We start from the raw sequence: 12,385 nt of genomic DNA, 5'->3' as shown, positions 1-12,385 counted from the left end.
GGCCTGGCCCTGGCCTCCCCTGCCATGGCCGACGACACCGGCGCCGCCACAACCGACAATACAAAGAACCTGCCGGGTATGCAGGTCGACGCGACCACGACGAACAACTACAAGATCGACAAGGTCTCCTCGCCCAAATTCACCCAGCCCCTGCTCGACACCACCCAGACCATCCAGGTGATCAGCAAGGAATTGATCCAGGAGCAAGGCGCCAGCACGCTGACCGAAGCGCTGCGCAACAGTCCGGGCGTGGGCACCTATTTCGTCGGCGAGAACGGCAGCACCACCACCGGCGACGGCATCTATATGCGCGGCTTCGATACGTCGAGCAGCATCTTCGTCGACGGCGTACGCGACCTGGGCACCATTTCGCGCGACATCTTCAATATCGAACAAGTCGAAGTCACCAAGGGGCCGGCCGGTACCGACAACGGACGCACGGCACCGACCGGTGCGGTCAACCTGGTCAGCAAGCAACCGGACCTGGACAACGCCACGTCCGCTTCGCTGTCCTATGGCAGCGCCAACCGTCGCCGTATCACCGCCGACTGGAACCAGGCTGTCAGCGACACCGCTGCGTTCCGCTTGAACGTGATGGGCCAGGACAGCGGTGTACCGGGCCGCGACCAGGTGGAAAACAACCGCTGGGGTATTGCACCGACCTTCGCCTTCGGCCTGGGCACGCCCACGCGCGTCTATATCGATTACCTGCACGTCAAGCAGGACAACGTACCGGATGGCGGTGTGCCGACCATCGGCCTGCCGGGCTTCAGCACGCCCGACCCGACCCGTCCGCAGCTCAACAATGCGCGCCCGGTCGATCCGTCGAACTTCTACGGCACCGCTGCCGACCACGATCACGTCAAGGCGGACATGTTTACCGTTCGCCTGGAACACGATTTCAATCCGAACGTAGCGCTGCACAACACGCTGCGCTGGGGCCGTACCACGCAGGATTACCTGCTGACGTCCTACCAGCTCTCGGCGACCACGCTGCTGACGCCGAACATCGACGATCCATCCACCTGGACGATCGCGCGCAGCCTGCCGACCTTCAAACACCAGAGCAATCGCATCATCACCGACCAGCTCAACCTGACGGCGAACTTCGAAACCGGTGCGATCACGCACAATCTGAGCGCGGGCATCGAGCTGACGCAGGAAAAAGCCACCACGATCGGCATCGTGCCTTTGAACGGCACGACCTGGCCAGCGGCCAACCTGTACGACCCGAACCAAAACGTTACCGGCCTGATCTACGGCCGCAACGGTGCTTACACGAACGGCCAGACCGACACTGCCTCGGCTTACGTGTTCGATACTTTGAAGTTCGGACCGAAATGGGAAGTCAATGCCGGTGTGCGTCTGGACCACTACACCACCGACTTCTCAAGCATGGTGGCTTGCGGCGCTCGCAATGGCCCGGCCTGCGGCACCCTGCCCACCGGTACCGTGGTGCCTGGCCTGGACGCCAGCAAGACCGGCAACCTGCCTAACTGGAAAGTTGGCGTACTGTACAAGCCGGCATCTAACGGCAGTGTGTACCTGAACTATGCCGTCTCCGAACAGCCGCCTGGCGGTAACACGCTGACCCTGAGCAGTTCGGCCAACAGCGCCGACAACCCCAACCTGGATCCGCAACGCGCGCATACGGTCGAAGTGGGCACCAAGTGGGAAGTGGCCGATAGCAAGTTGTTGCTCACCGGGGCTATCTATCGCACCGTGGTCACCAACGACCTCGTACAGGATCCAGTCGACTTGCTCTACTACCAGATCGGCAAGAAGCGTGTGCAGGGCATCGAACTGTCGGCGGTCGGCAAGCTTACCGAGAACTGGGCGGTCACCGCCGGCTTTACGACGATGGATGCCAAGGTCATCGACGGCACCAACGTTTCACAGGATGGCACCGACGATCTGGCCTATACGCCCAAGAGCGCCTTTACCGCCTGGACGACCTATCGTCTGCCCTTTGGCCTGTCGATCGGCGGTGGCGCCCGCTACAACGGCGAATTGAAGCGCGGAACCGATGGTGCCGTCGGTACACCGGCTTACGTGAAGTCGTATTGGGTCTTCGACGCAGTCGCCATCTACCCGGTCAACAAGCACTTCGATCTGCAGCTCAATCTGTACAACTTGTTCGACAAAGACTACGTCGGCGCCATCAACAAGAGCGGCTATCGCTATACCCCCGGCACGCCGCGCTCGGCGATGTTGACGGCAAATATCAGATTCTGAAGCTTGTGTGACGCCTGGGCGTGCGATGCGCTCCCAGGCGTTGCTACAACGAAACCAGGCCATCCCCTAGAATCATCCCATGCTTCTGCATATCCCCCATGTCCTCAGTCCCGATCAGGCGGTGCGGATGCGCCAACGCCTGGAGGCGGCAGATTGGACAGATGGGCGCGAGACGGTCGGAGCACAGGGTGCCAAGGTCAAACGCAACTTGCAGCTTCCCGACGCTTCGCCGCTGCGCGATGCATTGGCAGGCGAAGTGTTGGCAGCGTTGGCACGAAATCCGCTCTATCACGCTGCCACGCTACCGCTGCGCACCCTCCCTCCGCGCTTCAACCGCTACGAAGGCGGCGGCGAATACGGCTTCCATGTCGACGGCGCCGTGATGGCTCTGCCCAACGGCGAACAATTGCGCAGCGATATTTCCTGCACACTGTTCCTGGCCGATCCGGAAACTTATGAGGGTGGCGAACTGATCGTCAGCGATACCTATGGCGAACACGAGGTCAAGTTGCCAGCCGGCGACCTCATCGTCTATCCATCCAGCAGTCTGCACCGGGTCGCACCAGTGACACGAGGAACCCGGCTGGCGGCGTTCTTCTGGGTCCAGAGCCTGATCCGCGACGACGTTCGCCGCAGGATGCTGCTGGAGCTGGACACTTCGATTCAGACCCTTACCCGGACCGGTGCCGACGCCGCGGCAGTACTTCAGCTCACCGGCATCTATCACAATTTGCTACGACAATGGGCGGAAAGCTGAAGCGTCCAGAAGTAAGCGGTGAAGAGTGAGGAATAAGAGATCGGCCAGAAGGTGCCGGACTTACTCTTTGCTCCTCTGGGTTCCTCTGACCAGAAACCGGTTCCCAGCCGCCTCCCAAGAGCGGATAATCAGCGCCCCTGCAAGAAGCAAGCGCCCTCCTAGATGTTCGTTCCCGGTCAACGTTGGATTTCCACCGCCGAGCCTGAGCTCGGCCTCGGCACCGTGCTGCGCGTCGAAGGACGCGGCGTGCAAGTGCTTTTCGCCAAGGCGGGCGTGCTACGCCCGTATGCAGTCGATTCGGCACCACTGGTCCGCGCGGAGTTTCGAGCCGGCCAACGCATTGCCGGCAAGGGCATCGCCTTTCTGGTGGAACGCGTGGAGGTCAAGGACGAATTGTTGATCTACCGTGGCGAGGGCCGCGAACTTCATGAAGGCCAGCTCGACGACGAGCAGAGCGTCAGTCAGGCCGACGACCGCCTGATCGGCGGCCGGACCGATCCAGTCGCACAGTTCGAATTGCGCCTGGAAGGCCTGCGCCGCCGCGCCACGGCGCGCCGGTCGCCGTCATGGGGCCTGGGCTCGGCGCGCATCGGCCTGGTTCCGCATCAGTTGCGGGTCGCCGGCATCGCGGCCGCACGCCGCCCTCCACGGGTGCTGCTGGCCGACGAAGTCGGCTTGGGCAAGACCATCGAGGCGGGCATGATTCTCGCGCGCCAGCTCGCCACCGGCCGCGCTCAGCGCGTGCTGATTCTGTTGCCCGATACCCTGGTCTACCAGTGGTTTGTCGAATTGCTGCGCCGCTTCAACCTGAGCTTCGCCATCTACGACGAAGAACGCTGCGAGGCTCTTGAGATCTCCTCTCCGACGGATAATCCGTTCGAGGACGAGCAACTGGTCATCGCCGATTTCAGTTTCCTCGAGCAAGCGCCCAGGCGTGCACAGCAGTTACTTCAGGCTCCATGGGACTTGCTGGTGGTCGACGAGGCTCATCATCTGGCCTGGTCACCCGAAGCAGCCAGCCCACGCTATACGCTGGTAGAGAAGCTCGCCGCCACCACGCCTGGCGTGGTTTTGCTGACCGCCACGCCCGAGCAGTTGGGCCGCAGCGGTCACTTCGCGCGCCTGCGATTGCTCGATCCTCAGCGCTATCACGACCTGGATGCCTATCTGGCCGAAGCCGATCGGTTCCAGGTGCTGTCGCGCATGACCGATGCGCTACTCGATGGCGAAGCACTCGATGCCGATCAGCAAGCCGCGTTGGCCGAGGCATTTCGCAACGACCCCGCCTTGACTGCGCGCCTGGCCAACACGACCAAGCCGGACAACGCGCGCGAAATCCTCGCCGCGCTGATCGACCGCCATGGCACCGGACGTTCGATGTTCCGTAACCGTCGCGCCGGTATCGGCGGTTTTCCCGAACGTATACCGGTGTGGCATCTGCTCGACGCAGACAGCTTGAGTGAAGACACCCGCCAGATGTTGCTGGCGGAATTTCATGGCGATATCCAGCAACCGCCACCGACGTTGGAGCTGGATTACGCCAACGACCCGCGCTTGAGCGCACTGGTCGATCTGCTCGAAGAACACCCGCAAGATAAGTTCTTGCTGATCTGCCGCAGCCAGGCCAAGGTGCTTGCTCTGGAAGAGGCCCTGCGCACCCGTAGTGGCGTCGGCGTGGCACGCTTCCATGAAGGCCTCGGTATCGTGCAGCGCGACCGCAATGCCGCCTACTTTGCGCAACCCGATGGCGCGCGCCTGCTGCTGTGCTCGGAAATCGGTTCGGAAGGCCGCAATTTCCAGTTCGCGCATCGCCTGGTGCTGTGGGATCTACCGCTCGATCCGGACTTGCTGGAACAGCGCATCGGCCGCCTGGATCGCATCGGCCAGAAGCATGACATCAGCATTCATATCTTGACTGTGGCCGAAAGCGCCCAGCACGTGCTGGCACGCTGGTATGACCAGGGCATCGACGCGTTCCGTTTCAGCCCCTCCGATGGCCGCGAGTTGCTGCGCCGTTATGGCGAGCCGCTGGCCCGGCTGGCCGATGAACATGCGCGCGGCGCCGATAGCCGCGACCAGGAACTGGATTCGTTGATCGCCGAAACGCGTGCCAGCCATGAAGAGATGGCCGAACTGATCCGCGCCGGCCGCGATCATCTGCTGGAACTGGCAGCCAGCCGCGACCCGCATGCCGACGATCTGCATTCGGCCTTCGTACGCGAAGACAAAGACCCGGCGCGGGATGCCTTCGTGCAGCGTTTGCTCGAACAGTACGGCATCCATGCCGAAGAACTCAGCACCAAGGTGCTGCTGCTCGATCCGCAATATTTGTCTACCGATGCCCTGCCCGGCTTTGCCGAAGGCCCGGTATCGGTAACGTTCGATCGCGACGTCGCGCTGGCACGCGAAGAATTGCCGCTGCTGCGCTTCGATCATCCGATGGTATCGGCCGCACTCGATTTGGCTCTTTCCGGCGAGCAGGGTAATGCCGCCTTCATGGTGGACGATGCCCTTCCACCGCGCAGTGCGCTCCTGCAAGCTGTGTTCCTGCTCGAATGCGTAGCCGACCGCAAACTCGATATCGAGCGCTTCCTGCCGACACTACCGATCGTTGTCGCTATCGACACGCGATTGGCCGAACGTACGGATTTCCAACCCAGCGATGCAGCTGTGCGCAAGGCAGCCGACCGCACGATCGAAGTGCCCCGTTATCGCAAGTTTCTCACCAAGCTGGTACCGCCGATGCTGGAAAAAGCGGAAGCCGCCGCAGCACAGCGTGGACAACTTTCGATCGATGAAGCAGTGGCGCTGGCTACGGAAACGCTGGATGCCGATCTTTCGCGACTGGTAGCGTTGAGGGCAGTCAACCCGTCGATCAGCGATACGGAAATTGCGGCGTTGACGGATGAGCGCACGGCGTTGCTTGCCGTATTGCCGACAGCGCGACTGCGGTTGGATGCAGTGCGGTTTGTCGTGAGCCCTGACTTCCTCGCTTTGCGCTGAAGAGCCCCTCATCGCAGCCCTTTCCCCCGGCCAAAGCCAGGCAGGAGAAGGCTGGGGTGGGAGGGAGCCTGCGACGCGTCAGCGAGCAGTCGCCCGCCCCCGCAGACTCAAGCCCACGTAACCCAGCGACAGCACCGCTACCCAGGCCAGACCCACATACAAGGCCACGCGCGTATCCGGGTTATAGCCCAGCATGAACACGACGAAGGCAAAGAACGCTAGGCACACCACACTGCTCAAGGGCCATACGCGCAAAGGAAACGCTGTCGGCCCGCCCTGTTTGCGACGAAAGCTGTAATGCGCGATCAGCACCATCGACCACGTCCATACCGTATTGAATGCCAGGATGGACATCATCATCGCGAAGATGCGCTCGGGTAGCAGGTAGTTCAAAAGCACGCCGAACACGAGACAGAGCAAGGTTGCCAGGATCGCTCGCACCGGCACGCCATGATCCCCCACATGAGCCAGCCATCCTGGCGCCTGTTGCTTGCTCGAAAGGCTCTGCAACATGCGGCTTGCACTGAACGTCGTGCTGTTGAACCCGGACAACGCCGCGGTAATCACCACGAAGTTGATCAGGCCTGCTGCTTGCGGGATGCCTAACCGGTCGAATGTCGTGACGAAAGGACTGCCTTGCGTGCCCAACTGGTTCCAGGGATACAACGCCATGATCACGAACAGCGCACCGATATAGAAAATCAGGATCCGCCACAGCACCGAATTGACCGCGCGAGGGATCGTCCGATGCGGCTCGGCCGCTTCGGCTGCCGCCATGCCAATGGTTTCGACGCCCCCGAAGGTAAATACCACGACCGGCAAAGCCAGGACCATGCCCGCGAGGCCGTGCGGAAACCAGCCACCGTGCTGCCACAGATTGGCCAAGCCAACGGGCTTGCCGGCATTGCCCCAACCCAGCCAGATCATGGCCGCACCGCCAGCGATCATCAAGATCACTGTGACCACCTTGATCGCGGTGAACCAGAACTCCAGCTCACCATAAACCTTGACCGTCAGCAGGTTCAGCCCACCGATCAATACCACCGAGCCCAGTACCCAGATCCACTGCGGCAGATCCGGAAACCAGGGCTTCATGTAGATGCCAACCGCCGTACTCTCGGCGATGCCGACGCCAACCATCAGGATCCAGTAATTCCAGCCTGTCAGGTAACCGGCAAACGGTCCCAGATAACGATGCGCATAGGTCCCGAACGAGCCTGCGACTGGGTCGTGCACAGCCATCTCGCCCAGTGCGCGCATGACGATGAAGATCATCGCGCCAACAATCATGTAGGCGAACAGTACAGATGGACCGGCCAAATCGATGGCATTAGCCGAGCCCAGAAACAAGCCCGCACCGATCGCCATACCCAAGGCCATGAAGGCGATATGGCGCGGCCGCAGGCGGCGCTGAAGATGATTGCTCATGAAAATCCCGAAACCCGTCAGCGCATCAGGCGATATTTGGGCTTGATCGGCAGCTTGCCGCGCCAATATGTAATCAGCGCATAACCACCTACCATGCCGCCCAGGTGCGCAAAATGCGCCACGCCAGCCTGGGTACCGGTGACGCCAAGGAACAGTTCGATCGCTGCATAGCCGATCACGAAAAGCCATGCCGGCATCGGGATCGGCAGCAGCATCAGCATGACCTTCTCATGCGGATACATCACGCCAAAAGCCAGCAGTAACCCAAAGATCGCACCGCTGGCACCGATCGTCGGATAGAAGCCTTGCGGTACGAAATACATCACGGTCAATTGCGCGATCGCCGCCACTACCAGGCAGACAAAGTAATAAATCGCGTAACGGCGCTCACCGAAGGTGCGCTCGATCGTACCGCCAAACATGAACAGCGCGAGCATATTGAACAGCAAGTGCATCCAGCCGCCGTGCATGAAGGCATAACTGACCACCTGCCAGAAACGAAAGCCCACTGTGAAACCATCGCCGAGCCGATCCGGGCCTAGCGGCCATAGCGCGAAATAGATCGTCAGGGTCGACCCCATGAACTGCTGCAACAGATAGATCGCAATATTGGCAATCAACAGGTTGCGGGTGACGGGGGGCAAATCCAGCGGCATCGCGTCTTATCCAAGGCAATTGGCTGTCAAGACTACCGGCTGCGAGCCCTCACGTCATGTCGCGTTACCCCGCGAAGACTGAACCAATGGGTCAGCAATCGGCATTGACGCTCAGAACCTGACCACGGATCCGCATTTCGCCCACACGCCCATGACTTCCAAGCCCTGCATTCTGGTCGCCGAGCACGACGACGCATCCCGCCTGTCGCTGGGCGATCCGCTGGCTCGCGCCGGCTATCGCGTCGATACAGCCGTCGATGCGACAGCCATGTGGCTCCGGATTTCGCGCCTGCATCCTGCAGCGGTGTTGTTGGCCGGTACGCTGCCTGGCCTGGATACCCGAGAGTTAAGCCGACGCCTGCAAGCTTACGGACAGCCTCCCCTGATCGTACTGGGAACCACCGACACGCCGGCCGAACGTATTGCCATGCTGGAAACCGGTGCCGACGATTATTTGGCCAAGCCAGTCGATCCGCGCGAATTGCTGGCCCGCATCCAGGCTCTTCTGCGCCGCGTGCAGGGACACCCGGCCACGATGGAAGGTATGGCGGCGCTTGAGTTCGACGGTTGGCGCCTGGATCGGCGCGCGGCGCGCCTGACTTCGCCACGAGGCCAGCGCACTCCCCTGGGCCGCACCGATCACCAAGTGTTGTGCCTGCTGCTCCAGCAGGCCAACCTGGAAGTCAGCCGGGAATACCTGACCGAACGCGTCTTTCAGAAGCGCTACCAACCCACCGACCGCGCCATCGATATGAGCGTCAGCCGGCTGCGTCGCCACCTTCACGACAGCACCCAGGAGTCGCCTTCGATCCGTACGATCCGTCACATCGGCTACATGCTGACCGTTCGCTCGGTCCGTCCGGCAGATGGCGGGCACGAAGTGCGCGATTCGTAGAATCTTGCGCGTTTTCAGCGTTATCGCACCCCGCTAGAGTGCTCCGCCAGGGGACACAAGGTAGGGAGAGGCGCCCATGCGCCATTGGATAGCGGTCATCGCGGCTGCTGTTTGTCTATGCGGCTGCCAGCATCATGCATCCGGCGATCAGGCGGCTGCGACAGCGTCTGGAGGATTCTCGCCCGGCATCGTCGCCAAAGACCTGGCCACCCACGTGCGTGCGCTGGCCGATATCCGCAACGGTAACCAGGGCGATGGCCAGATCATCGACTACGCGATCGCACAGTTTCAGCGGATGGGCTTGTCGCCAGGCGACGATGGTCATTGGGTACAGGAGGTGCCTTACTTGGAAACCACGCTGAGCCTGCCGCAGGATGTTCGCCTGCGTATCGAGGGGACAGACAGCCAACTTGAGCTCGCCTACGGCAACGATATGTTGGTCGGATCGCCAGCGAGCCTTGCTCATGCCGCGCTCGAACAATCGCAAGTGGTGTTCGTCGGCTACGGCGTGAATGCCCCGGATCAGCAATGGAATGACTATGCGAACATCGATGTCCGCGGCAAAACCGTCATCGTGCTCAGCAACGATCCCGGATGGCACGGACGCGACCCCAGTCTGTTCAAAGGACGTAACTTCACGCACTACGGTTTATGGGCCTATAAGCTGGAAGAAGCGGCACGACAGGGCGCAGCCGCGGCGTTCATCGTGCACGATGAAGCAGAGATCGGCTCGCCATGGCGCAACGTGCAGAACGCCTGGAAGCGACCGCAGCTCAGTCTGCCGGCTCGGGACGGCGAACGACGCCTGCCAGTGGCCGGCTGGCTTAGCGGCGACGCGGCACAGCGGCTTTTTACGATGGCCGGCATGAATTTCCAGGATCTGCGCAAACGCGCCGGCGAGCGCGGTTTTCAGCCCGTGCCGCTGCGGTTAGCGGCCAGTATCGCCTTCGATAGCGCGATGACTCCAAAACATACCTACAACATCGTCGCGCGCGTGAATGGGACAAAGCAGCCCAACGAGGCCATTATCTACACAGCGCATTGGGACAAAGTCAGCCACAACAGCAATCCGATCCGCCGCGCGGTAGACAGCGGCTCTGGCTTGGCCGGCATGCTGGAAATCGCCGAAGCCTTCGCCCATAGCGCACCGAAGCCGCATCGCAGCGTACTGTTCGTCGCCACCGCGCTTGGCGATGCCGGCATGCTCGGCTCGCGCTACTACGTCGATCATCCGGCGATCCCGCTCCGGCAAACAGTGGCGGCGATCAACCTGGACACCTTACCGATCGCCGGCCGTGACCGCACGATCGCACTGATTGGCTATGGTCAGTCGCAATTGGACGACTATCTCGAGGCGGCGGCAAAGATGCATCACCGCACTGTTACCCCGGATCAGGCGCCCGAACGCGGGTTCTTTTTCCGTTCCGACCAGATCAATTTCGCCAACGCCGGCGTTCCGGTGCTTTACGCCAGCTCGTCGACGCAGCACACCATTCTTCCCGATAGCGATGCACCGCCCTTCGATCTGGCCGGCGCAACTGAAGACCTGCGCATGCTCTTTACGGTTGGCGAGAAATTATCGCTGGAAGCGAGCTACCCTCAATGGAAGCCGCACAGCGACTTCAAGCGCCCGGACACGGCGGAAAGCACAAAACACTGACGCATCCGCACCCGCACCGCGAAGCCACATATAAAAAAAACCGCCCAGGTGGGCGGCTTTAGACTGCGAAACACAACGGGTGCATCAACCGTTCTGCAGAATACCTTCTGGACGCTTGGCGCCCGCAAAGCGCTTGGCCCAATAAGCCTCTTGCAGATTGTCTACGCGCACTGTCTTGCCGCGCGATGGCGAATGAATGAATTGACCGTTGTCGATGTAGATACCGACGTGGGAGATGCGGCCGCGACCGCCGCGACCAGCCGTACGGAAGAAGACCAGATCGCCCGGACGCATGTCTGCGCGCTTGACGGCCAAGCCTGCGACGAACTGCGAGGCCGAGTTGGCAGGCAGTTCCAAGCCCACGGCGTGGGCGAACACATAACGCACGAAACCGCTGCAATCGAAGCCGGTGGACGGATCCCGGCCGCCGCGCACATAACGGATATCGCGCAGCTTCATTGCCAGGCCGATCAGCGCGTTGCGTAAATCCATGCCATTGGCGTTGTCGCCATCGTCTGCGTCGGCAAGCGCATCGACCGCACTCTTGGCGTCGCTATTGGCCGCGGACTCTTCGACATCCAGGCTGAACTTGCTCGGCACGACGGACTGCGCCAAACCCGGCGCCGGCGTGAATACCGGCAGTTGGCTCATCAACAGAGGGGCGGCCGTGGCCACTGACGGCATAGCATCCGTAACGGCATCGGGAGCGGACTGAGCGGAAAGCGGAGCGGAGACAAACAAAACAGCAGCCAGGGCGGTAGCTACGGTCAATCGCTTGAGTGGCATGTCGGGATTGTCCCCTGTTGCTATTCAAAAGATTGGCCGCCTCCCATGCAGGCGGCCGTGACGAAGCAGTGAAGGTAACAAAGTGGTCTAGGCCGTTTGTTCGAACGAGGTTAATTGAACTCCATCGTTCCAATAATCATCCGATCCACAAGCCGGCCGCCAGCCTATTGATGCGAAAGGATTTTCTGCACATCAAGCAGGGGATGACGTACATTAATGAACTCTTTGGCAGCCGAAGTATTGAAATGAGGACATAGATCTTAGGTTCTACGGCCGAAGATCGCCGTACCGATCCGCACCTCAGTAGCCCCCTCGGCGATGGCCAAAGGAAAGTCGCCGCTCATGCCCATCGACAGGCGCGCCAGCCGGTGTCCTCGGGCGGCCGAAGCATCGCGCAACTCACGCAAACGGCGGAAACAGGCCCGTACGGCCTCGCTATCGTCGGAGTGTACGGCCATGGTCATCAGACCGCCGACACGCAGGGTTTCGAACCGTGCGAGAGCGTCCAGCAGGCCTGGCAGCTCAAGCTCGGGCAGGCCGGACTTGGTCTCTTCCGGCGATGTTTTCACCTGCACCAGCACGTCGAGGGTGCGCCCCTCCTGTTGCAGGCGGCGGTGCAAAGCCTCGGCCAGTTCCAACCGATCGAGCGACTGCACCTCGGTGGCAAACCGGGCGACATCCTTGGCTTTATTGGTCTGCAACTGACCGATAACGACCCAGTCGACCGCGCCTTCGCCAAGCACGAGAGCTTTATCGCGGATTTCCTGCACGCGGTTCTCACCGAAACGACGCAGGCCCAGCGCTGTAGCTGCCCTCACCGCTTCGGCCGGAAATGTCTTGCTCACCGGCAGCACAGAAACTTCAGCCGGATCGCGCCCAGCGTCGACGCAGGCAGCATCGACGCGCGCACGCACCGCCGCCCAATTGGCGGCCAGATAATCGAAATCCTGCAAGTCGTTCATGGC

General features: G+C 61.3%; 9 protein-coding genes. 5 read left to right on the top strand and 4 right to left on the bottom strand.

The window, feature by feature from the left end:
- The 3 genes from VIM98_RS14900 to rapA form a co-directional block, all read left to right on the top strand.
- Positions 1 to 2,235 (top strand): catecholate siderophore receptor Fiu (locus tag VIM98_RS14900; protein ID WP_331993894.1); only part of this gene is annotated, 2,235 nt, incomplete at its 5' end.
- Positions 2,236 to 2,314: 79 nt separating this feature from the next.
- Complete coding sequence (locus VIM98_RS14895; protein WP_331993893.1) at positions 2,315 to 2,992, top strand: Fe2+-dependent dioxygenase; 678 nt, start codon at positions 2,315 to 2,317, stop codon at positions 2,990 to 2,992.
- A gap of 162 nt (positions 2,993 to 3,154) precedes the next feature.
- Positions 3,155 to 5,995, top strand: coding sequence for an RNA polymerase-associated protein RapA (gene rapA / locus VIM98_RS14890; protein ID WP_331993892.1), 2,841 nt, complete (start codon positions 3,155 to 3,157; stop codon positions 5,993 to 5,995).
- Positions 5,996 to 6,073: 78 nt separating this feature from the next.
- Here rapA and VIM98_RS14885 read toward each other — a convergent pair whose 3' ends face one another.
- Together VIM98_RS14885 and VIM98_RS14880 are read right to left on the bottom strand one after the other, a co-directional pair.
- A complete protein-coding gene (locus VIM98_RS14885) occupies positions 6,074 to 7,423 on the bottom strand; it encodes an amino acid permease (protein ID WP_331993891.1) in 1,350 nt (449 codons plus the stop codon).
- A gap of 17 nt (positions 7,424 to 7,440) precedes the next feature.
- Entirely contained in the window at positions 7,441 to 8,079 is a 639-nt protein-coding gene (locus VIM98_RS14880; protein WP_331993890.1) for a rhomboid family intramembrane serine protease, read from the bottom strand.
- A gap of 151 nt (positions 8,080 to 8,230) precedes the next feature.
- Between VIM98_RS14880 and VIM98_RS14875 the strand changes: the two genes are divergently transcribed.
- Entirely contained in the window at positions 8,231 to 8,974 is a 744-nt protein-coding gene (locus tag VIM98_RS14875; protein WP_331993889.1) for a response regulator transcription factor, read from the top strand.
- A gap of 76 nt (positions 8,975 to 9,050) precedes the next feature.
- Positions 9,051 to 10,634: a M28 family peptidase gene (locus VIM98_RS14870; protein WP_331993888.1), complete on the top strand. Its 1,584-nt coding sequence runs from the start codon at positions 9,051 to 9,053 to the stop codon at positions 10,632 to 10,634.
- An 84-nt stretch (positions 10,635 to 10,718) separates the two neighbouring features.
- On the opposite strand, the gene VIM98_RS14865 is transcribed toward VIM98_RS14870, so the two are convergent.
- Together VIM98_RS14865 and VIM98_RS14860 are read right to left on the bottom strand one after the other, a co-directional pair.
- Complete coding sequence (locus VIM98_RS14865; RefSeq protein WP_331993887.1) at positions 10,719 to 11,420, bottom strand: C40 family peptidase; 702 nt, start codon at positions 11,418 to 11,420, stop codon at positions 10,719 to 10,721.
- A 260-nt stretch (positions 11,421 to 11,680) separates the two neighbouring features.
- A complete protein-coding gene (locus VIM98_RS14860) occupies positions 11,681 to 12,382 on the bottom strand; it encodes a YggS family pyridoxal phosphate-dependent enzyme (RefSeq protein WP_331993895.1) in 702 nt (233 codons plus the stop codon).
- Positions 12,383 to 12,385: the final 3 nt, after the last annotated feature.

This window comes from Dyella sp., from assembly GCF_036568765.1.
Lineage (GTDB): Bacteria > Pseudomonadota > Gammaproteobacteria > Xanthomonadales > Rhodanobacteraceae > GSA-30.
This window is presented reverse-complemented; position numbering and strand designations above follow the sequence as displayed.

Coding starts and splice junctions, on each gene's coding strand:
- VIM98_RS14895 (WP_331993893.1), top strand. CDS start 2,315: ATGCTTCTGCATATCCCCCATGTCCTCAGTCCCGATCAGGCGGTGCGG.
- rapA (WP_331993892.1), top strand. CDS start 3,155: ATGTTCGTTCCCGGTCAACGTTGGATTTCCACCGCCGAGCCTGAGCTC.
- VIM98_RS14885 (WP_331993891.1), bottom strand. CDS start 7,423: ATGAGCAATCATCTTCAGCGCCGCCTGCGGCCGCGCCATATCGCCTTC.
- VIM98_RS14880 (WP_331993890.1), bottom strand. CDS start 8,079: ATGCCGCTGGATTTGCCCCCCGTCACCCGCAACCTGTTGATTGCCAAT.
- VIM98_RS14875 (WP_331993889.1), top strand. CDS start 8,231: ATGACTTCCAAGCCCTGCATTCTGGTCGCCGAGCACGACGACGCATCC.
- VIM98_RS14870 (WP_331993888.1), top strand. CDS start 9,051: ATGCGCCATTGGATAGCGGTCATCGCGGCTGCTGTTTGTCTATGCGGC.
- VIM98_RS14865 (WP_331993887.1), bottom strand. CDS start 11,420: ATGCCACTCAAGCGATTGACCGTAGCTACCGCCCTGGCTGCTGTTTTG.
- VIM98_RS14860 (WP_331993895.1), bottom strand. CDS start 12,382: ATGAACGACTTGCAGGATTTCGATTATCTGGCCGCCAATTGGGCGGCG.